The sequence below is a fragment of the Acinetobacter sp. GD03645 genome (assembly GCF_029845285.1).
GTDB classification, from domain to species: domain Bacteria; phylum Pseudomonadota; class Gammaproteobacteria; order Pseudomonadales; family Moraxellaceae; genus Acinetobacter; species Acinetobacter corruptisaponis.
This window is the reverse complement of the sequence record NZ_JAOCLL010000004.1, coordinates 1-21,946: the sequence shown is the minus strand read 5'-3', so window position 1 is coordinate 21,946 and position 21,946 is coordinate 1. Positions and strand designations below refer to the sequence as shown.

General features: G+C 41.7%; 22 protein-coding genes. 14 read left to right on the top strand and 8 right to left on the bottom strand.

The features are described 5' to 3' along the window. Positions 1 to 23: 23 nt before the first annotated feature. The 3 genes from ilvA (at position 24) to N5J47_RS03940 (ending at position 3,784) form a co-directional block, all read left to right on the top strand. Complete coding sequence (gene ilvA, locus N5J47_RS03950) at positions 24 to 1,568, top strand: threonine ammonia-lyase, biosynthetic (protein WP_279959140.1); 1,545 nt, start codon at positions 24 to 26, stop codon at positions 1,566 to 1,568. A 227-nt stretch (positions 1,569 to 1,795) separates the two neighbouring features. Next, complete coding sequence (locus N5J47_RS03945; protein ID WP_267979308.1) at positions 1,796 to 2,446, top strand: TrkA family potassium uptake protein; 651 nt, start codon at positions 1,796 to 1,798, stop codon at positions 2,444 to 2,446. Continuing rightward, the gene (locus N5J47_RS03940; RefSeq protein WP_279959142.1) at positions 2,447 to 3,784 is read left to right on the top strand and encodes a TrkH family potassium uptake protein; all 1,338 of its coding nucleotides are present in this window, start codon (positions 2,447 to 2,449) and stop codon (positions 3,782 to 3,784) included. 22 nt (positions 3,785 to 3,806) lie between these two features. On the opposite strand, the gene N5J47_RS03935 is transcribed toward N5J47_RS03940, so the two are convergent. The 4 genes from N5J47_RS03935 to N5J47_RS03920 all read right to left on the bottom strand — a co-directional run bounded on the left by N5J47_RS03935 (position 3,807) and on the right by N5J47_RS03920 (position 9,043). Then, complete coding sequence (locus tag N5J47_RS03935) at positions 3,807 to 4,331, bottom strand: cysteine peptidase family C39 domain-containing protein (RefSeq protein WP_279959144.1); 525 nt, start codon at positions 4,329 to 4,331, stop codon at positions 3,807 to 3,809. Then, positions 4,332 to 5,501, bottom strand: coding sequence for a phospholipase A (locus N5J47_RS03930; RefSeq protein WP_279959145.1), 1,170 nt, complete (start codon positions 5,499 to 5,501; stop codon positions 4,332 to 4,334). A 20-nt stretch (positions 5,502 to 5,521) separates the two neighbouring features. Beyond that, positions 5,522 to 8,461, bottom strand: coding sequence for an insulinase family protein (locus N5J47_RS03925; protein ID WP_279959146.1), 2,940 nt, complete (start codon positions 8,459 to 8,461; stop codon positions 5,522 to 5,524). Positions 8,462 to 8,590: 129 nt separating this feature from the next. Continuing rightward, positions 8,591 to 9,043, bottom strand: coding sequence for a GNAT family N-acetyltransferase (locus tag N5J47_RS03920; protein ID WP_279959147.1), 453 nt, complete (start codon positions 9,041 to 9,043; stop codon positions 8,591 to 8,593). Between the two features lie 115 nt (positions 9,044 to 9,158). Between N5J47_RS03920 and N5J47_RS03915 the strand changes: the two genes are divergently transcribed. The 8 genes from N5J47_RS03915 to N5J47_RS03880 all read left to right on the top strand — a co-directional run bounded on the left by N5J47_RS03915 (position 9,159) and on the right by N5J47_RS03880 (position 15,029). Then, positions 9,159 to 10,172 (top strand): adenosine kinase, encoded by a 1,014-nt coding sequence (locus N5J47_RS03915; protein WP_279959148.1) that lies wholly within the window; start codon positions 9,159 to 9,161, stop codon positions 10,170 to 10,172. Between the two features lie 16 nt (positions 10,173 to 10,188). After that, positions 10,189 to 10,494, top strand: coding sequence for a Rieske (2Fe-2S) protein (locus N5J47_RS03910; RefSeq protein ID WP_267979300.1), 306 nt, complete (start codon positions 10,189 to 10,191; stop codon positions 10,492 to 10,494). Positions 10,495 to 10,516: 22 nt separating this feature from the next. After that, positions 10,517 to 11,128 (top strand): OB-fold-containig protein, encoded by a 612-nt coding sequence (locus tag N5J47_RS03905; protein ID WP_279959149.1) that lies wholly within the window; start codon positions 10,517 to 10,519, stop codon positions 11,126 to 11,128. 573 nt (positions 11,129 to 11,701) lie between these two features. Beyond that, a complete protein-coding gene (gene cydP, locus N5J47_RS03900) occupies positions 11,702 to 11,893 on the top strand; it encodes a cytochrome oxidase putative small subunit CydP (protein ID WP_004799125.1) in 192 nt (63 codons plus the stop codon). Next, positions 11,893 to 13,470 (top strand): cytochrome ubiquinol oxidase subunit I, encoded by a 1,578-nt coding sequence (locus N5J47_RS03895; protein ID WP_267979298.1) that lies wholly within the window; start codon positions 11,893 to 11,895, stop codon positions 13,468 to 13,470. The genes cydP and N5J47_RS03895 overlap by 1 nt, the downstream gene beginning before the upstream one ends. Then, positions 13,467 to 14,612 carry a cytochrome d ubiquinol oxidase subunit II gene (gene cydB / locus N5J47_RS03890; protein WP_279959150.1) on the top strand — a complete coding sequence of 382 codons (1,146 nt, stop codon included), beginning with the start codon at positions 13,467 to 13,469 and terminating at the stop codon, positions 14,610 to 14,612. Before N5J47_RS03895 ends, cydB begins: the two co-directional genes overlap by 4 nt. A gap of 14 nt (positions 14,613 to 14,626) precedes the next feature. Next, complete coding sequence (gene cydX / locus N5J47_RS03885) at positions 14,627 to 14,728, top strand: cytochrome bd-I oxidase subunit CydX (protein WP_002120988.1); 102 nt, start codon at positions 14,627 to 14,629, stop codon at positions 14,726 to 14,728. 4 nt (positions 14,729 to 14,732) lie between these two features. Further along, complete coding sequence (locus tag N5J47_RS03880; protein WP_279959152.1) at positions 14,733 to 15,029, top strand: cyd operon YbgE family protein; 297 nt, start codon at positions 14,733 to 14,735, stop codon at positions 15,027 to 15,029. A gap of 63 nt (positions 15,030 to 15,092) precedes the next feature. On the opposite strand, the gene N5J47_RS03875 is transcribed toward N5J47_RS03880, so the two are convergent. Further along, positions 15,093 to 17,240 carry a TonB-dependent siderophore receptor gene (locus tag N5J47_RS03875; RefSeq protein ID WP_279959153.1) on the bottom strand — a complete coding sequence of 716 codons (2,148 nt, stop codon included), beginning with the start codon at positions 17,238 to 17,240 and terminating at the stop codon, positions 15,093 to 15,095. A 209-nt stretch (positions 17,241 to 17,449) separates the two neighbouring features. On the opposite strand from N5J47_RS03875, the gene N5J47_RS03870 reads away from it, so the two are divergent. The 3 genes from N5J47_RS03870 to N5J47_RS03860 are packed head-to-tail and all read left to right on the top strand — an operon-like array spanning position 17,450 to position 19,654. After that, complete coding sequence (locus tag N5J47_RS03870; protein ID WP_279959154.1) at positions 17,450 to 17,713, top strand: hypothetical protein; 264 nt, start codon at positions 17,450 to 17,452, stop codon at positions 17,711 to 17,713. Continuing rightward, a complete protein-coding gene (locus tag N5J47_RS03865; protein WP_279959155.1) occupies positions 17,710 to 17,997 on the top strand; it encodes a hypothetical protein in 288 nt (95 codons plus the stop codon). Before N5J47_RS03870 ends, N5J47_RS03865 begins: the two co-directional genes overlap by 4 nt. A gap of 1 nt (position 17,998) precedes the next feature. After that, positions 17,999 to 19,654, top strand: a complete 1,656-nt coding sequence (locus tag N5J47_RS03860) for a PepSY-associated TM helix domain-containing protein (RefSeq protein WP_279959157.1) — start codon at positions 17,999 to 18,001, stop codon at positions 19,652 to 19,654. A gap of 52 nt (positions 19,655 to 19,706) precedes the next feature. On the opposite strand, the gene N5J47_RS03855 is transcribed toward N5J47_RS03860, so the two are convergent. From N5J47_RS03855 to N5J47_RS03845, 3 genes are all read right to left on the bottom strand, one after another. Continuing rightward, positions 19,707 to 20,231, bottom strand: coding sequence for a GNAT family N-acetyltransferase (locus N5J47_RS03855; protein ID WP_279959158.1), 525 nt, complete (start codon positions 20,229 to 20,231; stop codon positions 19,707 to 19,709). A 64-nt stretch (positions 20,232 to 20,295) separates the two neighbouring features. Then, positions 20,296 to 20,973 (bottom strand): DUF2057 family protein, encoded by a 678-nt coding sequence (locus tag N5J47_RS03850; RefSeq protein WP_279959159.1) that lies wholly within the window; start codon positions 20,971 to 20,973, stop codon positions 20,296 to 20,298. 221 nt (positions 20,974 to 21,194) lie between these two features. Further along, positions 21,195 to 21,791 carry a nitroreductase family protein gene (locus tag N5J47_RS03845; protein ID WP_279959160.1) on the bottom strand — a complete coding sequence of 199 codons (597 nt, stop codon included), beginning with the start codon at positions 21,789 to 21,791 and terminating at the stop codon, positions 21,195 to 21,197. Between the last annotated feature and the right edge of the window lie 155 nt (positions 21,792 to 21,946).

Sequence of the window (21,946 nt, the reverse complement as noted above, 5' to 3'; positions counted from 1 at the left end):
TATTTTAAACTGTTATAGGGAAGATGAACATGCTGTCTCGTGTGGTACGACAAATTTTACAAGCAACGGTTTATGATGTTGCGATTGAAACACCGCTTGAAGCAGCTCCACGAATTAGCCAAAAAATTAACAATAACATTCGATTTAAACGTGAAGATTTACAGCCTGTATTTTCGTTCAAACTGCGCGGTGCCTATAACCGTATCAGCCAACTTCCCAAAGATCAATTAGAGCGTGGTGTGATTTGTGCCTCTGCGGGTAACCATGCGCAAGGTGTGGCTTTATCTGGAAAAAAACTCGGCATCCCTGCCATTATTGTTATGCCAAGCACCACGCCAGACATTAAGGTACAAGCGGTAAAAAATCTGGGCGGTCAGGTTGTCCTGCATGGTGACAGCTTTGATATTGCCAACAAATATGCCAAACAACGTGCTGAAACTGAGGGCTTGGTCTTTATCCCTCCTTATGATGATGAACTGGTGATTGCTGGCCAGGGCACGATTGCCAATGAATTACTGCGTCAATGGCGTGACGTGGAATATGTCTTTGTTGCTGTAGGCGGTGGTGGCCTGATTGCGGGTGTCGCTGCATATTTGGGTGAGGTTGCCCCTCATGTCAAGGTGGTGGGCGTTGAATATGAGGAATCCGCCTGCCTAAAAGCCGCACTTGAAAGCAATGAACGTGTGATTTTACCGCATGTGGGTTTATTTGCGGATGGTACGGCGGTGGCCCAGATTGGCGAATTACCATTCGAAATGATTCGCTTAATGAAATCAGACAGCTCAGGCCCGATTGTTGAACCTGTTATTGTCACGGTTGATACGGATGAAATTTGTGCGGCGATTAAAGACACCTATGATGAAAACCGCTGTATTGTTGAGCCATCAGGCGCAATGGCATTGGCTGGAATCAAGAAATATGTGGCAGAACATCAATTAACAAACAAAAACATGGTGTCAATTGTTTGTGGTGCCAACATGAATTTTGATCGTCTGCGTTATATTGCAGAACGAACTGAATTGGGTGAGCGTAAAGAAGCCATTTATGCAGTCACCATTCCTGAGCAAAAAGGGGCTTTCCTACAATTCTGCCGCGCCCTGCAAGGCCGTAATATCACCGAGTTTAACTATCGGGCCAGTGACAGCAATCAGGCACAGGTTTTTGTCGGGATTAGCCTGAAAGGTGGTGAAACTGAACGTCACGAAATCCATGAGTTACTCAAGCAACAATATGATGTTGATGACTTATCGGATGATGAAGTTGCAAAGCTGCATATTCGTTACTTGATTGGTGGTCATGCCAATCTTGAAAATGAACGTTTATTCCGTGTTGAGTTTCCAGAGCGTCCAGGTGCCCTGCTGACTTTCCTTGAACGTTTAGGGCCAACACATAATATTACCCTATTCCACTATCGTAACCACGGTGCCGCTGAAGGACGTGTATTGGTGGGACTACAGGCGACTGATGCCAAACAGAATCCAGATGGCCTGATTGAAACACTGGAACAGATCACCTATCCATATGCAGAAATCAGCAACAATATTGGTTATCAGCGTTTCTTAAAATAAATACGTAGAGGCGAACTGTGTTCGCCTTATGTAAAATATAAATCAATTTTACACTTGTTATCCTTTTGGGCGAACGCAGTTCGCCCCTACAACGATCAATCTGAATAATACAAATTTATTTCATAATCTCATCCACTCATCTTAACTCACAAAATCTTACATATCATTCAATTTAGAACACTTAGAATAAATAAAAAGATATTTTTATCATTTAGTTAAGGACAGATATGGCACAGTTTGCAGTGATTGGTTTAGGAAGTTTCGGTGCAACTGTGGCATTGGAACTTACCCGACTAAAACATGATGTCATCGGTATTGATACCATTAAGCGCAATGTTGAAAATATATCGGATCAGATCACCCATGCGGTTATTGCGGATGCAACCGATGAACACGTCTTGGATGAACTGAATATTCAAAATTGCGATGCCGTGGTGGTCGCGATTGGTGAAGATATTGAAGCCAGTATTTTATGCGTTTTAAACTTAAAAAATCTGGGTGTGGAAAAAATTCTGGTCAAGGCCAAGACCAAGGCACATCACACCATTTTGTCGCATTTGCATGTCAGTAAAATTATTCATCCTGAAGAAGATATGGGGGTTCGGGTTGCACAGGCATTAAATTACCCTATGGTCAGCCGTTATATGGATTTAGGCGACGAACATTATATTGTCAAGGTGCCTGTACAGGATAAACTCAACAATGTAAACCTGTCAGGCATTCTGCAACAGGAACCACATATTAAATTATTGTTATTGAAACGGAACCAACAGGTGATTTATGAAACTGATAGCAATTTCACTTTACAGGCAGGTGACATCCTGATTTTAGAGGGTTCACTGCATCATCTTAAAAAACTCTCAGGATGTTTCCTATAAATGACAATAAAAATAAATTCACAAAAGATATTCAACCTGAGCCCACCCTCATTGTTGGCAATTGGTTTTCTTAGTTTTATTCTGATCGGGACAATATTACTAAAACTACCTTTTGCCAATAATGGTAATGTCAGTTGGATGGATGCCTTGTTTACCGCAACTTCTGCGGTAACGATTACAGGTTTATCGGTGGTGAACTTGAGTGAATCGTTCAACCATTTTGGGCAGTTTATTATCTTGTTACTGATCCAGTCTGGTGGTTTGGGTTTTATGACCTTTGCAATTTTGGCGGCATTAAGCCTTGCCCCAAAACTTGGTCTGAAACAGCAAATGATGGCACAGGACAGTTTAGGACAAACCAGCCTCTCCAAAGTGACTTTTGTCGCCAAAGGTGTGGTGATTTATACCCTATTTTTTGAACTGATCGGTGTCATTATATTAACTGCCTCATTCACGCCCATCTACGGCTTTGCACGTGGACTATATTATGCGATTTTTTACAGTGTTTCCGCTTTTAACAACGCGGGTTTCTCATTATTTGACAATAATTTAATGAGCTTCCAGAGCCATTACCTTATTTGTCTCACCATCAGTTTACTGTATACCCTGGGTGGGATTGGCTTTCTGGTTCTGATTGACATCAAGCAGAATAAACGCTGGAGCAAACTCACACCGAACAGCAAACTGATTCTCAGTACAATCGCCATCCTGAATCTGGTGGCTTTTGTTTTAATTTGGCTATTAGAATCCAATAACCCACTGACTTTAGGTTCTATGAGTCTGGGTGAACAAGCCATGAATGCCTGGTTTCAGGCTACAGTTCCCCGCTCTTCTGGTTTCAATACCATTGATACAGGTGCGATGGAACATAGTACCGCCTTACTGACCATGTTGCTCATGTTTATTGGTGGTGGTTCCCTGAGTACAGCAGGCGGCATTAAAGTAGGCACTTTCGTTATTTTAGTGTTATGTGTGATTTCATTTTTAAGACGCAATGAAGAAATCCGTATTTTCAACCATTCCGTGTCACAGGAAACCACCTATAAAGCTCTCGCGGTCACCGCAATTACAGGGATGCTGGTATTTACAGGTTGCTTCATCCTGTTGCTTCTAGAACCTAAACTGGATGCGCTTGACCTGATGTTTGAGGTGGTTTCTGCCGCCTGTACCGTTGGTCTATCTCGTGGTGCAACAGGTGAACTGCATGATGGCAGTTTATTTGTTCTCAGTTTACTGATGTATACAGGTCGCTTGGGTCCACTCACCCTTGCCTACTTAATTGCAACACCGAAAAAGAGTCGTTTAAAACATGCCATTGCCAACATTCAGATTGGGTAAATTGTCCAAAAATTGAGGCTAGCTAGAAAGCTGATATATTTCCCTGCTCAACCACAATGACTTGCCGACAAATTCCATCAGCTTGGCGCTGTTGTTCAAATTCAGTTTTAGACATGACTTCAAAATGATCACAAAAACTGATTTCCTGATCATCAATTGAATAGATCAAGGACTGATTTCCAATACCTTGCAAGCTATCATAAAATACAATCACAAATTTACCCGCTTCAAATGCCTGTTGAATCTCTGCATAAGTCAAGGCTGCCCGAATGGGAATCTGTAGGCGTTGTGCATCAATATAGCTTTGCTGTTCTTTCTCATCAATATTTGGGTCAGGATCAGTATACAGCGACACTTCAAATCCCAATTTTTTCAGGGCTACAGCCAAGGCAATGGTAAATGTTCCCTCTTCCTGATCATGGCGACATAACTGAATAAGGTCAGCAATATCAATATGGGTTTGATATTGCTTTATGATCAGCCAGACCGCAAACACCCCACAATTTGCCTCAAGCTGCAATAATGGCTCTGGAATATTTAAACTCATTTAATACCAGTTCATTAATGATACGCCTAAACCTGCATAGGTTGCACGATGGTTATAGTCAATCAGGCTTTCACCATATCCATCAAAGAGTTGTAAATGACCACGCAGTTTGCCCTTGATTGGAAATGCCCAGTCAAACTGCACCGCGCCATGTGATTTATCACCACCTTTAAGGGAATGACGCAGCATAAGAGAAAAGTCATTTTCTCCCTTGCGATAAAATGCGGTTAAATCACCACGACCAATATAATCCTTAATATCAGGGTTATTATCATCCTTTGCTTCTTCCTCAATGCGATACCAAGGGCGAAGCATCAAAGCAAAGTTGTCTTTTTCAAAACCCAGATTAAAAATCACCCGATTCCAGCTACGCGACAGTGGATCAGAACGTCCATTGGATTGATGATTTAAGGTGACACCTAGCAAACGTGCGTTTAGACCTAAAATTTCATAATTGGTTCTAAACATTAAACTTGCTTCAGGTTCATAATTGGTCTCACGAAATGGACGTGATTCCTCAGAGTTATAAACCTGCCAACGCGAAGACTGAGTATAACCTACCCATAAATCGCCATTATTACCCAGAATGTTTTCCCACGCCTTGGTCTTAAAGGAAATCTGGAACTTTGCCTCACTAGAGGTTAATTCCTGTTTCTCATTGACGGTATTTTGTGGGTTTGGACTGCTTGGAAATTCATTCTTGTCACTGGTCCAGAACACTGGCAGTAAATAAACAGGTTGATAGGCACGAATATTCCATACGCCCAACTTACTTTCTTCTGACAGCTCCCAACGGCGATCCAGCAAGGAAACATTCGGATCAAATTTAGGCGCAGCACCCAACAAATGTAGGTCACTGACTTTTTGAACCACCTTATCCTTTAAAGATTCAGGCTTGTTTTTTTCATTGGTTTCAGCAACGGGTACAGATGTGGCAGCAATCACAGGTTCAACCACCTGAACCTGCGGCTGAATAATGCTTGGCACCTTAAAAAGCCCATCATAACAAGCCAGACGTTCAGCATTTGAAGCCAATGCCACACAGGCTTCAACTGTTGCAGGACTGGCTGGCGCCGTTGCCTGTGCATGGGTAAATGACGTGGTTAGAGAGCCTAGTATAGCCACCACACTAAGCTCCAAATGACCCCGCTCAAAAGATTTGAACGCCATAATTTTCTCCGATTCTTATTTTAATTGACCTGTTGGATACTAAATCCGAGTTGCTGTAGTTCTTCCCGTTTTGCAAATGGCGCAACCACTGCTTTCACAGGTTTCTGTTGCAACAAATACTGTTTTGCCACACGGTTTAAATCATCCAGAGTCACATTTAACAGGCGTTCACGTAGCATTTTACGGAATTTCGGTGTACGGGCATGCAGTAATGCATAACACGCTGTAATTGCCTCACCAGCAGGTGAACCAGGCTTATCCATACCTGCAACCAGACCTAAAATCGCCTCTTCAAGTTGATGCGACTGCTGTTCGGTATTCAGCAACCATTGCACACTGGCTTCAAAATCATTAAATGTTTCCGCCAATCGTGGATCACGGTAGCTATAAAAACGGAATGAGCAGGCATTGCCATCATAACTGGCCCCCCCACCATACGCTCCACCTTTTTCACGGATGGCACTATGCAAAAAGCCATTACGCAGGTAGGCAGCCAATACCATTAACGGTGCAGCATCAGCATGGGCAACATCAACCGCCTGATAGGCAGAAGCACAGAACTGCACATTGGCCTGGATCAGCCATGCTTCATCATTTTTTGTATTGACTTGTTCAACTTGAGTTAAAGTGACAGGTTCTCTATTGACTTGCAACTTGTCCCAGACATTTTGTACTTCTTCCACTAAACGGTCAGATTGATGCTCTTCACACACCAATAGGAACTGTTTAGGAGCCTGCAATAGCTTACGATGAATTGCCTGTAATTCAGCAATTAATGCATGATAGGCATCTTCATCCTGATCAATCTTAGTGACTAAATCACTCAGCCAGTTCAGCGCACCCAAACCTGTATTGTGATAGTCACGGCGAGCCAAGGCACTCATTTGACGTGAAGCCGCCTGCATGGCATAGCTATGTCCAGAACCAGACAAACGTGACTGCCAACGGGTTTTCCGTTGCTGCAATAATTCGATGATACGGTCTTTCTCATCAAAGCGAAGCTGTTCAAATGCCAGTTTTAATAACTGAATGGCATCAAGCTTCTGCGTTAATGACTTGGTGGTTAGAGTCAGCCACGCACTGATCCGATCCTTATTATCTACCTTGCTACGTAGCGATGCACCCATACCCAGTCCACCACTGACTGCGGTCTGGAGTTGCTGCAATTCAAGGTAGTCGTATTCACCCGCACCGACTTCTCCCATTAAAATCGAAAGTAAGTTGAAATACGGTGACTGCACAATTTCGTCAGGAATCTGAATCAACACTTGTTGGTAATAAATACCGTTGGTGCCTGCATGATAAAGATTTAATGGTGTATCCAGACCATTACAGATAATCTCACGCAACTGACCTTGCACAATATGTAAATCAGCAGGAACATCTTCCAGTCCCACTTTTGGCAATAGCTCAAGATCATCAGGTGTATCCTGACGTTTTTTTAGTGCCTCAGTTTTTTCCTGAATCGCGATTTTCTGGGCTTCAGTCAGGTTTGCCGTAATCTCAGCCAAACGAGCCTGTTCAGCCTGTTGCTCTTTTACTGATTTAGTTGCATCAGGAACCAAAGTCATTTGTACACGGTGCGGATTATCCAGCAGATGCGTTTGAATCAGTTTGGATAACCACATTGGGTCTTTTAATTCTTCCTTAACCTGTTCAATCGCAGAATCCACATCCCAGACATGAATCGGGTCATTATGGTGAATCGCACTGCCCAAACCATTTAGGATCAGGCTTAAACCATACGGTGTGCCATCACCATTGATTTCACGTTGATGCAGTTCAATCTGATGCAGAATTGCATCGACCAAATCGGTATCTACAGGCTTGGATGCAACGTCCTGTAGAATGTTTAATACGCCATTCTTAAAGCTTTCAGCATATTCAGCATTTGAACCCTGTACGCCACAATAGAATGTCATTTCAAAATTACTGTCATCCACCCCCATTAATGGCCCTGTGGATTGTGCATAACCACAGGTTTCCAGATAATGACGTAATGGCGAAGCTGAATTTTCCAGCAAAATCCCCTCAACCAGACGCATGCCTAAACGCAGCTTAATATCACTGGTTTCAGGCAATAACCATGACATCACATGATAGGTTTTATCTTTCAGGTCTTCACTATCCACCGCGTAGGATTCAGTCACCTCAATGGGTGCGGTTAAACGCTTCTCAGGTGTGGAATATAAAGTTGTTCCTTTGGAGAATTTATGCAAGGCCAATTTTTCAAACTGTTCTTGCAGATCATATGCACTTTGATTACCAAAGGTCATAAACACCGCATTACTTGGATGGTAATGGGTTTTGTAGAACTCAACTAACTGTTCATAACTCAAATCTGGAATGTCTTTTGGATCACCGCCAGAGTTGTAGTGATAGGTGGTTTCAGGGAATAAATGATAGGCCAGTTGATGATAAAGCTGATCTGTCGGTGAACTCATTGCCCCTTTCATTTCATTAAAAACGACACCTTTATAAACCGCCTGATCATTTTCCAGTTCAATACGGATTCCCTCTTGGGCAAAGTCCAGAGGATTCAGGTTTGCGGCAAAGGCAGCATCTAAATAAACCGACAACAGGTTTTGAAAATCTTTCTTGTTCTGTGTTGCAAATGGATATGCTGTCCAGTCTGCCGCAGTAAAGGCATTCATAAAGGTATTGAGTGAACGACGGATCATTAAAAAGAATGGATCGCGGACTGGAAACTTCTCAGAACCACATAAAGCGGTATGCTCTAAAATATGTGCGGTTCCCTTTGAATCCATCGGCTGCGTTCTAAACGCCACCAGAAACACATTTTCATCATTGTTGGTCGCGAGATGATAGTGAACCGCACCCGTCACTTTGTGTTTATATTCTGAAACGTGAATATCAAGTGCTTCTACATGGTGTTGACGTAATAGCTGAAACGCAGGGTGAATTGTTTGAGTAATGCTTTCAGAAACATCGACAGTCATGTGATCTCCAATTTATCTATTTAATTAACGCTATTGATTATAGAGAGTCTACCGAAGAATATGCACGGATATCCATGTAAATTGGTATGTTTTTGTAGAAAAATTCAGCGAGTGGTGATCCATACCCGTTCAAAAAATCTTCCTAAAATTACTGTTTGGTAAATCTACGGGTTCATAGCCCATTTTCTGATAAAAACTGGCTGCATTTGCAGTGTCAGTAAATAAATGCAGTTCATGAAAATAAGTCTGTGCATACTGTTCAATATATTGGAGCAAGTAAGCTCCAACACCTTGTCGACGATAATCAGGATGAATATAAAAACGCCGTAAACGCCCGACTTGCCCTGAATGATGAAAAGAATCTTGATTTAGTCCAGCTACGGCAATCAATTGATCTTTCATCGTATAAACAGCAAATAAAGCCTCACCATGCCGATCAAAGCAATTTTCACCTGTTTGAAAATCCTGCTGTAGCCTATTTAGGAAGCGGAAATTTTCGCTTTGTGAATATGCAATCAGTACATCAAGTTGTGAGGGTAGTTCCAAAACTCGTTCAATTTTAAAGCTGTCCAACATCATCATTCACCCCTTTAATCTTTGAATTAACCCTACATCACTTGAATTTTTTTCAACAAACTACTGTAATCCTGAGCATTGGTGTAAACTTTAGCTTTTGATTTTTACTGTGATGACAAACATGGCAACTGTTGATCTTTTTGCAATTGGAAATGCACTCATTGACCAGGAATTTAAAGTTTCTTATGAGTTTTTAACACAGCAGGCTTTGCAAAAAGGCACAATGCAGTTGACCGATGGCGACACCCAGGCCGCTTTATACCAGCGACTACAGGATACACAAACTTATAAAGGTCAAGCCAGTGGTGGTTCAGCGGCAAATACCACCGTTGCATTCAGCGCATTGGGTGGAACCGCTTTTTATGGATGCCGTGTTGGTAACGACGAACTTGGTTCAATTTATCTGAATGGTTTAAATGATGCAGGTATCCAGACTACTACGCGATCAATCAGTGAAGGTGTAACAGGAACCTGTATGGTACTGATCAGCCCTGATTCAGAACGTACCATGCATACCTATCTGGGTATTACCGCTGAATTGTCTGCTGAGCAAATCGACCTTGAACCATTAAAAACAGCAAAATGGCTATATATCGAAGGTTACTTATCAACCAGTGATACGGCGCGTATCGCAGTCAAACAGGCCCGTGAACTTGCAAAAGCGCATGGGGTGAAAATCGCCCTTTCCCTTTCTGATCCAGCAATGGTTCAATACGCGCGTCAAGGTTTGGAAGAATTACTGGATGATGGCGTTGACTTACTGTTCTGTAATGAACAGGAAGCGTTGATGTTTACCAATACAAAGAATCTTGATGATGCCATTGCAGCATTAAAATTAAACAATCAGCATATCGTAATCACACAGGGCGCGAATGGTGCGGTGATTATTGATCCAGCCCAACAGTTCCATGTGGCTGGACGTCATGTTGATGCTGTGGATACCAATGGTGCGGGTGATGCCTTTGCGGGTGCATTTTTATATGCCATCAATGCAGGCCTCAGCCTAGAAGCGGCTGCCCAGCTTGCCATTTTAATTTCCAGTGAGGTTGTTGCTCAATTCGGCCCACGTTTGGCCGTCGAAAACTACGCCAAGCTATTTGAACAATTCAAATCCACACAACAGGAATGTGCATAATATGGAAAAGATTTGCATGACTGAGGAAGTCCCTGAACGTGAAGCACGTGCATATGACACCATGAAAGGAAAGACTATCTTCATCACCCAGCGTGACGGACAATTTTATGCCTACAATAATCTTTGTCCGCATTTGCAAACTGAGCTTGAATATCTGGAGAATCAATTTCTGGACCAGGACGGTGAATATATTCAATGTTCTACACATGGTGCCTTGTTCTCTGTAGAAACAGGCGAGTGTGTTTCAGGTCCATGCTTAGGTGACTTCCTTGAAAAAGTAAATTTGGAAGTCCACTCCGATGGTGGTATTTATATTGATTAGTGCCTAAACCATGAATTCTGCGATGACTGAGTTTTTTCTCAATTATTACCTGATGCCATTTCACATGAGTGTGGTGGCACTGGTCTTGCTCAGCATTGCAGAAACCATCGGTATCTTTATTGGGTTGCGCCCAAGTCATCTAGTCAAGAAGCTAACACCTGAATGGTTACTTCATTCACCGCTACTTGATGTTAAATTTTCCAAGTATCTCATCTTTGTTTTTTTACTCATCAATTTCAGTTTTGCTGGCTATTTTCTGGAATTGTCATTCTTTGCCTTGCAGCATTACTTTATTTCACCCTATTACCTTTTTATCCCAGCATTGATCATCGATATTTTCTTTACCGTATTTATGATTCACTGTCTGGATCAGGTGATTAAGCCCAAAGTGACGCACACCCATACCAATTTGGTTGGGCGTCTGGCAACCATTTCCACGGGTAACGCAAGACCAGGATTCTCTGCCCAGGCACGTGTACGTGATGAGTTTGGTCAACTGTACTATGTTCAGGTTGAACCTGAATATGGAGAACTGGAATTACAATCCCAGGTGTTGCTCATTAGCCAGAAATCCAACTCATACTATCTGGCAAAAAAAATATCAATTTCCAACAAGTTATTCACACCAGACTGAGCTTAGACTTGTCTTAAATCATATAAAAAGTTGATTTCCTCACTGTCTCAATGAGATCAAAAGGATTTAATCGCCAATATTACAAATTGTTACAAAAAGAATAGCTGAAATTTTAAAACTTTAGTCTTTCATTTTTCTCATATTCCTGATCCAAGTTTACACCAAAACATAAAAGAGAAATGCATCACATTTTCAACAAAAACTCTACTAATACACTAGGTTTTATGGATATTTCATTGTAGTTAATATTTCTTTATGTAAATAAAATCACAAGCATTTGTTAATATTATGGTTTTTATATTCATACCATTTTACTTGGTTTTATTTTTATTTAATTCATTATAAATCCTATCTTTTTAATCGGATTTAAATTTCAAAACACAACTATTTTAATCAGGTTAATTTACCAAATAAAAAATTCAGATAACAATTTATTAAAAACCAAAATAAAGCCATAAGTTATTGTTTTTTATAAAATAACAATATACATTTATTTAAAGTATACAAAAGGTTTATTTTTAATGAATTTTAATTAATAATATGTAACATCTTTAAAAATATGAGGCTGGCTCAATGAAGACAAGTTCTCAAGACCCAAACCGAAGATTAATCTGGGAAATAGCAATTATTCTAATTATTAAAGTTGCAATTCTTATGCTGATTAAACATATCTGGTTCGATGCCCCAACCATTCCAAAAGATTTTAACAATCAAGTTGCCGAGCGTATTGCTGGCGACCTGCCCAACAATCAGGAGACACGTTGATGATTTCTGAAAGCGTGGTCGATCTTTCGCGGTTCCAATTCGCAATGACCGCAATGTATCACTTTCTTTTCGTTCCTCTCACTCTAGGTCTGGCGTTTATTCTTGCCATTATGGAAACCACGTATGTGATTTCAGGTAAAGAAATTTATAAAGACATGACCAAGTTCTGGGGAAAACTCTTCGGAATTAACTTTGCCCTTGGTGTGACCACTGGCTTAACCATGGAATTCCAGTTTGGTACCAACTGGGCGTATTACTCGCATTATGTTGGTGACATCTTCGGTGCGCCACTCGCAATTGAAGGCCTGATGGCTTTCTTCCTTGAATCCACCTTTATTGGCCTGTTCTTCTTTGGTTGGGATCGCCTCTCCAAAGTGCAGCATTTAGGGGTAACGTGGCTGGTTGCAATTGGCTCCAATATGTCTGCCCTGTGGATTTTGATTGCCAACGGCTGGATGCAGAACCCCGTTGGTGCAGCATTTAACTATGAAACCATGCGTATGGAACTTGTGGACTTCGGCGCGTTGATCTTCAACCCTGTTGCCCAGGTTAAATTCGTACACACAGTTTCTGCGGGTTATGTCACAGGTTCAATCTTTGTACTTGCGATCTCAAGTTATTACCTGTTAAAGAAACGTGATTTACCATTTGCACGCCGCTCTTTCGCAATCGCCGCAATTTTCGGTTTAGCCTCAACCCTATGCGTCATTTTACTGGGTGATGAATCGGGCTATGAATTAGGTGATGTTCAAAAAACCAAACTTGCTGCAATTGAAGCTGAATGGCATACAGAACCTGCGCCAGCCGCATTTACCCTGTTTGGTATTCCCAACCAGAAAGAAATGCGTACCGACTATGCGATCAAGATTCCTTTTGTAATGGGACTGATTGCCACACGTTCTACCGATAAACAGGTCACTGGTATCCATGACTTGATGAAGGAACACGAAATCCGTATCCGTAATGGTATGGTTGCATACAGTGAGCTGGAAAAACTTCGTGCTGGAGACCGATCTCCTGACTTGCTTGCTTCATTTGAGAAAAACCAGAAAGACTTGGGTTATGGCCTTTTATTGAAAAAATATTCTCCAAATGTGGTCGATGCAACTGAAGAACACATTCAGGCAGCAACAAAGGACACCATTCCTAATGTAGCGGCATTGTTCTTCTCTTTCCGTGCCATGGTTGCCTCTGGCTTCCTCATGCTATTGCTGTTCCTTTTGGCAACTTGGGCTGTGGCAAAACGCAACGCAGAAAACAAGCCCTGGTTACTTAAATATGCCTTGTTTGCTCTCCCACTCCCATGGATTGCGGCCCAAACAGGTTGGTATGTGGCTGAGGGTGGTCGTCAACCTTGGTCAATCGGTGAAATCCTGCCAACACATTTATCTGCTTCAAGCGTAAGCACGGGTGATGTGTGGGGTTCAATCATCGCACTTGCAGCGTTCTATACCGTACTTCTTATCATTGAGATGTACTTAATGATCAAATTTGCTCGTTTAGGTCCAAGTTCTTTGCATACTGGTAAATATCACTTTGAGAAACTGGCTGCAAAAACTGGGGAGGCTCAATCATGATCGAATATGAACTTCTCAAAATTATCTGGTGGGTACTGGTTGGTGTTTTACTGATTGGCTTTGCCCTCACAGATGGTTTCGACATGGGCTCAATGGCACTGATGCCATTTGTAGGCAAGACCGACTCGGAACGCCGTGCCGCCATCAACACCATTGCCCCGCACTGGGATGGCAATCAGGTGTGGTTCATTACTGCGGGCGGTGCCCTGTTCGCCGCCTGGCCAATGGTTTATGCCGTTGCATTCTCAGGTATGTACTGGGCATTACTATTGGTCCTATTTGCCCTGTTCCTGCGACCTGTCGGATTTGACTATCGTTCCAAGCTGGAAAATACCCAATGGCGTAACTCTTGGGATTGGGGTCTATGTATTGGTGGTGCAGTTCCAGCATTAGTGTTTGGTGTCGCGTTTGGTAATTTATTCCTAGGCGTTCCATTCAGTCTGGATGATACATTGCGTTCACAATATACAGGTAGCTTCTTTGCCTTATTAAATCCATTTGCACTGGTCTGTGGTATCGTAAGTTTATCAATGTTATGTGCTCACGGCGGTGCATGGTTAATGTTACGCACGGATGGTGCCTTACATAACCGTTCCGCCAAGGCAACGCAGATCATGGCAATCGTGTTTCTGGTCTGCTTCCTTGCAGCGGGTGCATGGTTATACTTTGGCAATATCGAGGGTTATGCCTACGCTACTGCGGTTAATACCAATGCCGCACTAAATCCACTGGCAAAAGATGTGGTGACCAATACCAATCATGGCTGGATGAATAACTATGGTACTTATCCAATCACGATGGCCGCACCGATTGCAGCGATTCTTGGTGCATTGCTGGTGATTATCAGCGCGGGCAAGCAAAAAGCTGCCGCAAGCTTTACAGGTACAAGCCTGATGATTGTGGGCGCAATCCTAACCGCTGGTTTTGCTTTGTTCCCATTCTTATTACCATCAAGCATCAATCCAGCTTCAAGCCTGACCATGTGGGATGCGGTATCCAGCCATAAAACCCTTGGTGTCATGACCGTTGCTGCATGTATTTTTGTTCCTCTCATTTTGATCTATACCTCTTGGTCTTACTACAAAATGTGGGGTGTCATCACCAACAAACAAATTGAAGAAAACTCACATAGTTTGTACTAATGAGGAGATGTGAAATGTGGTATTTTGCATGGATTCTAGGCATTTTGATGGCATGTTTTGCGGGTGTGCTGAGTGCACTCTACATTGAACACCATCAAGATTTAGATGAGGAATAAGCTAATGGCTCAAGCAATGACAACACCGAAGAATAGTAAGGCACAAGTGCTTGCAATGACCGTTTCGTTTTTGTTGGCATTGCCCCTTGCTGCCATTTTACTGGTACATCCTGCACTGATGCTGGATGCCAATGGACATTATAACCATAGCCAACTGATGTTGGTTATGATTGGAATTTCTGGTGGCTTCATTCATGGCGTGGGATTTATACCAAGATTCTGGTTATGGAAATGGTTATTTAGCCCTTTTATTGCTTGGCCTTTGATGATTTTAGGTTACTTTATTTGGATTGGTAATTGATTTCCAAACTATTAAATAAAAAGAGGAAGCAGATTTGCTTCCTCTTTTACTTTTTAAAGTTAATTAGAATTTAAAGTTTAATGATGCCGTTACATTACGTGCCGTTCCCCAGGTATTAATCGCATTGGCTTTATATTCTTTATCAAGCAAATTATTGACGTTAAGACCAAGTGCCACATCATTTGTAACTTGATAGCGTCCCATCAAATTTACTAAATAATAGCTTTCCTGACGATTAAGTTTAGATGCCAAACCACCTGTTTTCGCTGAAGCGGCATCATAGATTTCACTTTGCCAATTCACACCGCCACCTACAGTGAGTTTATCCCATTTATAAGTGGTAAAAAGCTTAAATGTATCTTCGGGTAAGATACTGTTTAAAGTATTGCCCGTCTGGTCTTTGGCATCGGTATGCGTATATCCACCCTGCACATTCCAGTTAGGTAAAATTTCTCCGCCAATACTTAACTCATAGCCCTTAACTTCAGCACCATCAACAGCAATATAGGCCTGACCACCATTTGGTGTTAAATTCTTGCCATCGGCAATGGCATAATTATCCTGCTGCATTGAGAAATAGGCTGCACTGGTATTTAAACGACCATCATAAAAGTCAGCCTTTAAACCCGCCTCAAAGCTGTTACCCTCTTCAGGATCAAGATAATCTCCCTTAATATCCTGACGGGAAGATGGATTGAAAATTGTGGTGTAGCTTGTATAAGCAGACAAGTTATCAGTAATATCAAAGATTAATCCAGCATAAGGCGTAAATACGCCATTCTGCTTCTGCTCATTTTTGGTAACACTACGTTCCCAATTACTTAAACGCCCACCCACGACCAATTTCAATGGATCCAGAAGCTGTAACTTGGCAGCAGCAAATGCACCAATTTGCTGTTCATCTACAATTGTCCGTCCTGTAACTTTCATATCTGGTCGAGGACTATTACCATTCCAGCCTGCAATTGGTGCTGCAACATAATAGCGACCATAAGATGGATCATCAGACTTAATCGTGTATCCATTCAAACCAAAGCTGACATCATGCTCATGACCCAGTGCCTGAAACTTACCTGATGCATATACATCCAATGAATGCACATCTGGTGTACTTTCAAAACGCCCACTGGTTACCAGCATCTGACCAGGCTGGAGCTTGTTGACAGGTGCAGATACGGTTATTTCCTTGCCATATGTAATACCACCAGAACCTGCCACACCATATTCGCGTTTATTGCTGGCTTTGGTAAATGCATAGTTGGCAGTCGCCTGCCAGTTGTCATTAAACTGATGTTCCACACCTAAAAACAGGTTGAGTTTCTCAGTATCACTAAAAGTAAAATTTGCGGCGGGATTATCATCACGACCAAACGTCGTCTGCTCTTGCCCATCATGCGTAATAAATGGGAAACCATGTGCCGTTGCACCATCAATTTTAATCTGCTGTGCGGTTAATGCTGTGGTCAATGTAGTCTTATCTGTGAGATCAAAATCCACCGCACCGTATATAACAGCATTTTGACGGTGATAACGATCCTGTTGACTACCACCCTGCTCATAAGCTGCCACTGTGCGACCACGGATTGAATTATCCTGATTTAATCCACCACTGACATCAATCTGGCTGCGGTAATTGCCCCAGCTTCCGCCCTGTACCTTGACTGCCCCCTGTAAATCAGCCGTTGGGCGTTTACGCACATAGTTGATACTCGCACTTGGGTTGCCTGAACCACTGGTCAAACCTGTTGAACCCTTGGTGACTTCGATACGATCATAGATTGCTGAATCTTCAAGACCAAACATATCCGAACCACCAAAGGAGGCCGTCGTCGTTGGCATTCCATCCCGCTGCACATTGGTAATTGCAAATCCGCGTGAATAATAGGTATTGTAACCCGCACCCACCTGGCCATACTGCACCATGGTCACACCAGCCGTTTGCGCCAAGACGTCATTGGTACTTGTAAGATTCTGATCGTCAATTTGCTGTGCTGTAAATACAGTAACACTCTGTGGTGTTTCCTTAAGGGATAAATCCAGTTTAGTCGCCACCTTGGTCTTTTTAACTGTATAAACTGGCGTTTCCTGTTCTGCTTGCACGGTAATGGTTGGTAATGTTGTGTTTTCTGCTGATTCCGCTGCGTGAATTGTTCCAGATGTTCCCCCAACCATAACAAGCATCATGGCTGTATATAAATTATGGTGTTTCATCTTTACCCCTCAGTAAGTTAACAATTACTTACATTTTACACAAATGAGAATATTTATCAATATTATTATCATTATTGAACAAATTCTCCATTAAATATCCTTAGTTGATTGATAGCCAGAATAAATACAATCTTGCCTAGATATTTAATGCTTTTATTTTTTACGAATATAAACAATAATTATTATCATTAATGCTATTTGGGGCAATTATGCTTTTTAAACTATTGGGGATCCTACTTACCCTACTGGGCTGTATTAGCCTTTATCTCTGCCATCCCAATCAAATTTTACTCAAATCCAGCCTTTCTAAAACGTTCACTTATTTGGGTACAACTGGGTTGGTTGTAGGTCTGCTGATTTTATTCTTTTCCATTCCAAAATTAGTCGCTGTCCTGATCTGGCTTGCTGTGATCACACTGGTCTGGTCATTTATTCCTTTCCTGAATTTATTCAAAAGGAGCAACGCCCAATGAATATCTCAAAACAAAAAATTCAACCAGACTGGTGGACAAAAACGCTGGTGGGTTTATTTCTAGGATTAAGTTTTGCCGTTGCAATTGGCGCACTGGTATTTTTACTGACACTGCCTCATGTGGAACGTTCCCTGCCAGGCCAGCTTGCCATGTGGAGCATTCCATGGGTTTGGTTATTCGTATTCTTTATTGCCTATTTTATTCCTAAAGGTTGGCAAAGTCTGGTGATCTTTAGCATTGCCAATATCATTGCTTATGCACTGCTGTTCTGGTTAAGAGGTTAAAATGAAAGTTCGCGCAGATATCATCAAACATGGCAAAAACCTACATACATGGGTCGGAATCAGTGCAGGCATCTTATTGTTCATCTGCTTTTTTGCAGGTGGCCTCAGCATGTTTCAGCATCATTTAAGTCAATGGGCATCACCACCCGTACAAAAACTGGCACCCATTCAACTTAATCAATATAACCAGTTGGTCACACAGGCACAGGCAAAATATCCTGAAACGCAAAAGGCCTTTACGCTCAGTTTTAACTCACCAGAAGCACACAATTCGCCGATCTACTGGGAAGCGGCACATAATGAAGAGGAAGATGACCATCATCTGGATATTGCCCAGACCAGTATGATGGCAACGCTGGATCAGAATGGTCAACTCATTGCGAAAGAACAGAATGTCTCCAAACTTGGCTGGCTAATTGAGCAACTGCATGAAACAGCAGGCATCCCTGGCATGATTGGTCATCATACTGCGGGTGTGATGGTGATGGGTGTCGTTGCGGTCCTGTATTTTCTTGCAATCATGTCAGGTCTGATTGTGTTGCTGCCAACACTGGTAAGTGATTATTTTGCTGTCCGTAAAGGGAAAAATAAAAAGCGTTTCTGGCTGGATACTCATAATGTGATTGGAATTACCAGCTTGCCATTTCATATCATTATCAGTGTGACTGTGGTGGTATTTGCATTCCACGATATTTTATACGGTACACTGGCTAAGGTGATTCAAAAACCGATTTTTGAACGTCCTGCACCTACACAAATTGCCGAACCTCGGCCCGAGCTGAATGTAGAACAGATTTTTGCCAAGGTTCAAAAGGCAGCACCTGAATATCGTATTGATGCCATACGTTTTGGCAATCTGGACAATCCTGAACGGGCCTCGGCTTTTGTGGCGTTGTATCATCCTGACCGTATGATGCGGGGAGACAATTTTGATTACATGAGCTTTAACCCCTACCAAACCAAGCCTTATTCAACAGAGACATTGTCGACAGAAGAAAGTAATGCATCTTCATTGATCCGTTCCATGTTTGCCTTGCATTTTGGTAATTATGGTGGTGACTCGATTCGCTGGATTTATGTATTTTTTGGGTTGGGTGGAGCCTATTTGTTCTATTCAGGCAATATTCTTTGGATCGAGACGCGTTTGCGTAAACAGAAGAACCCCAATTTACCACCACCGCAACAACGTAAAGATGTGATGTTTATTGCAAACTTAACTATCGGTGCATGTTTAGGCTGCATGTTGGCCGTGTTTAGCAGTATGCTGGTAGGACGCTGGGGATATGTCATTACACTACAATTACAAAGCCATAACCATGTATTCATGTATAGCTATTATCTGGTGTTTATCTCAAGTTTAACTTATAGCTTTGTCATTGGTGCAGCCCGCGCATTACCACAGTTCTTCCTTGTGATTGCAATTGTACTGTTATTAATTCCAGCCACATCCATTGTTGCTTATATCTTCCCGATTCAAGGACTTTGGTACTCAACGGGTCACCTGATCTGGATTGATATTATTGCGATTGGTCTTGCTCTAGTATTTCTGCGTTTCTATCAACAAGCCAATGATCGTGCTCAAACCGCACCGATTGGTTCAATCTGGTCAATACAAAAATCTGTTGAAACAGTCTCAATGACTGAAAATCAGGCTTAATTTAGTTTGAACGAAAATGCCATGACTGATTTAGTTGTGACATTTTTTATTGCTATCTTAAAATGTCTTTCTTCATTTCAACCAGTTGAATAGGCACTAAAGGCTGCCCTACATTGGCCGTAACAGGATAAGCTTCTGTTTTTCCTGTAAGCTGGTAGCCCCGACGTTGATAATAAGCCATCAGTTCAGTTCTCACATCCAGTACATACATGAGGAAATGCGTAATTGATGGATGGTTTTGCATAACAAACTGTTCAGCATAGGCAAGTATCTCTTTGCCAAAACCTGAGTTTTGAATAGAGGGATCAATGGCAAACGTACCGATTTCAACACTATCGTGTTGATGACTTAGCCCGATACAGGCAACCAGTTGCTTTGACTCTGTTTCACCAATGAATAACTCAAAATTGATTTGACCAAGTTGGTTGATTAACTGGGTTTTATTGATTCGATCGCCTGCCACAAATGCCTGTTCAGTTGTCCAACTTCGTCCCGACTGTGTTCGGTAAGCAGCATTGATTAATTCAACAAGCTGTTCCAGATCATCATTTTCTACTTTTCTAATATTTAAAGACATTCTATTTCATAAAGTGAATAAAAAACCGATGATAACATCGGTCTTTATCAAATCAATGACTGAATCAGTTAGTTTGACCTGCTAACCACGCCATAAACTTTTGACGTTCAGCTTTGGAAGCTTTCTGCCATAACTCAGCCAACTGCTGGTCTGTGGTTTTGGCTGTTCCAGTTGTCGTCGTTATGGCTACGGGTGCTGCTACAGTCGCAGGGGTTGTGGTTGCAGCATATACAGGCGCGGGTTGGTTTACCGTATTGTTTTTATTCTTTTGAGTCAGGTCTAAAGTACGCCCTAATAAGCTATTACTTGAAAACCAAGGCTGTGCTTCATTGTTTGCGCCTGTTTGCTGAACAATTAACTTTTTGTTTTGATCATAGATGGCTACCGTAGGCTGTTCAGCATATTTTTTTGCGGCATCAAAGTTTTTAGGCGCATTTACCAGTCCCAAAGTATAAGACTGGTTGTCTTGTAGATCAGATGCCTGAATGGTGACAACACCTGATTTAACAATGTCATGTTCGCCATTTAAATGTTCAAAATACTCACGGTAACGTACATTCAGTGTCAAATTACCTGGATCGACCTGATAGTTATTTTTGCTGGATGGAATCAAGCCATTATTGACTTCCTGACCATTCACCGCAAGAATCACAATTTCCTCAGGTGCAGTGATAGTAACTGCCGAAAAAACTGAACTACTTAACAATAACCCAAAAGCAGCAACACCAACTCTTAAAGACATTAGACTCTTCTCGATATAAATAACTTATGAAACCGTATGCACTATGCTATGCGATTGTGACCATTTTATGACATAAAACCAAACTGTCTATTCCATCAATTTGGCTTTTTTAAGATATATACATCATTTCTTGTGCTAAGAACCATACTTCTTTTGGCGAATATTTTATTCAAATAAAAAAAGAGCACTTTCAAAGTGCTCTAATCTTTTCCACAATCAACTTAATTAAACGTTTTAAAACGTGCTGCATCGTCCATATAAGTTTTTTCACCTGCTGGCGCTTCAATGGAACCAAATACAAGCTGGGCACGTAATTTCCAGTTTGCTGGAGTATCAAAAGTTTCAGCCACTTCAGCATCAATGATTGGATTGTAGTGTTGTAATGAAGCTCCTACACCGATTTCAGACAATGCAGTCCAAGTTGCAAACTGAGCGATTGCACTTGAATGTTCTGACCACACTGGAAAATTATCAGCATACAATGCAAATTGCTCTTGTAGGCCTTTTACAACATCCTGATCTTCATAGAATAGTGCTGTACCAAAACCTGCTGCAAAGCTATCAATTTTTGCACTTGTATTAGCAAAAGCTTCTGCTGGCACCATTTTACGTAAAGTTTCACGTACGATTTCCCAGAACTTTGTATGAGACTCACCATATAAAGTCACAACACGTGATGTTTGTGAGTTAAATGATGATGGGCTGTGTTTTACAGCTTCACGAATGGTTTCTTCAATTGCTGCCTGGTCAACTGTAAGGTTTTTACCAATCGCATAAATGGTACGGCGTGATTTAATACTATTTAAGAAGTTGCTCATGTTGTTATTCCTACCTTTGTGCCCTTTGGAGCGTTATCTTGGATTGAATGTAGTGTATAACGACGCATTTTTTAGGAATAGTCTAAAAAACATGACAGATCGTTTTATTTTTGAAACAATCTTATTTTTTATTCGAAATAAAAAAACTCCACATT

What these genes read in the sequence shown, in the direction of transcription:
- ilvA (WP_279959140.1), top strand. Translation starts at nt 24, where the DNA reads ATGAACATGCTGTCTCGTGTGGTACGACAAATTTTACAAGCAACGGTT.
- N5J47_RS03945 (WP_267979308.1), top strand. Translation starts at nt 1,796, where the DNA reads ATGGCACAGTTTGCAGTGATTGGTTTAGGAAGTTTCGGTGCAACTGTG.
- N5J47_RS03940 (WP_279959142.1), top strand. Translation starts at nt 2,447, where the DNA reads ATGACAATAAAAATAAATTCACAAAAGATATTCAACCTGAGCCCACCC.
- N5J47_RS03935 (WP_279959144.1), bottom strand. Translation starts at nt 4,331, where the DNA reads ATGAGTTTAAATATTCCAGAGCCATTATTGCAGCTTGAGGCAAATTGT.
- N5J47_RS03930 (WP_279959145.1), bottom strand. Translation starts at nt 5,501, where the DNA reads ATGGCGTTCAAATCTTTTGAGCGGGGTCATTTGGAGCTTAGTGTGGTG.
- N5J47_RS03925 (WP_279959146.1), bottom strand. Translation starts at nt 8,461, where the DNA reads ATGACTGTCGATGTTTCTGAAAGCATTACTCAAACAATTCACCCTGCG.
- N5J47_RS03920 (WP_279959147.1), bottom strand. Translation starts at nt 9,043, where the DNA reads ATGATGATGTTGGACAGCTTTAAAATTGAACGAGTTTTGGAACTACCC.
- N5J47_RS03915 (WP_279959148.1), top strand. Translation starts at nt 9,159, where the DNA reads ATGGCAACTGTTGATCTTTTTGCAATTGGAAATGCACTCATTGACCAG.
- N5J47_RS03910 (WP_267979300.1), top strand. Translation starts at nt 10,189, where the DNA reads ATGACTGAGGAAGTCCCTGAACGTGAAGCACGTGCATATGACACCATG.
- N5J47_RS03905 (WP_279959149.1), top strand. Translation starts at nt 10,517, where the DNA reads ATGACTGAGTTTTTTCTCAATTATTACCTGATGCCATTTCACATGAGT.
- cydP (WP_004799125.1), top strand. Translation starts at nt 11,702, where the DNA reads ATGAAGACAAGTTCTCAAGACCCAAACCGAAGATTAATCTGGGAAATA.
- N5J47_RS03895 (WP_267979298.1), top strand. Translation starts at nt 11,893, where the DNA reads ATGATTTCTGAAAGCGTGGTCGATCTTTCGCGGTTCCAATTCGCAATG.
- cydB (WP_279959150.1), top strand. Translation starts at nt 13,467, where the DNA reads ATGATCGAATATGAACTTCTCAAAATTATCTGGTGGGTACTGGTTGGT.
- cydX (WP_002120988.1), top strand. Translation starts at nt 14,627, where the DNA reads ATGTGGTATTTTGCATGGATTCTAGGCATTTTGATGGCATGTTTTGCG.
- N5J47_RS03880 (WP_279959152.1), top strand. Translation starts at nt 14,733, where the DNA reads ATGGCTCAAGCAATGACAACACCGAAGAATAGTAAGGCACAAGTGCTT.
- N5J47_RS03875 (WP_279959153.1), bottom strand. Translation starts at nt 17,240, where the DNA reads ATGAAACACCATAATTTATATACAGCCATGATGCTTGTTATGGTTGGG.
- N5J47_RS03870 (WP_279959154.1), top strand. Translation starts at nt 17,450, where the DNA reads ATGCTTTTTAAACTATTGGGGATCCTACTTACCCTACTGGGCTGTATT.
- N5J47_RS03865 (WP_279959155.1), top strand. Translation starts at nt 17,710, where the DNA reads ATGAATATCTCAAAACAAAAAATTCAACCAGACTGGTGGACAAAAACG.
- N5J47_RS03860 (WP_279959157.1), top strand. Translation starts at nt 17,999, where the DNA reads ATGAAAGTTCGCGCAGATATCATCAAACATGGCAAAAACCTACATACA.
- N5J47_RS03855 (WP_279959158.1), bottom strand. Translation starts at nt 20,231, where the DNA reads ATGTCTTTAAATATTAGAAAAGTAGAAAATGATGATCTGGAACAGCTT.
- N5J47_RS03850 (WP_279959159.1), bottom strand. Translation starts at nt 20,973, where the DNA reads ATGTCTTTAAGAGTTGGTGTTGCTGCTTTTGGGTTATTGTTAAGTAGT.
- N5J47_RS03845 (WP_279959160.1), bottom strand. Translation starts at nt 21,791, where the DNA reads ATGAGCAACTTCTTAAATAGTATTAAATCACGCCGTACCATTTATGCG.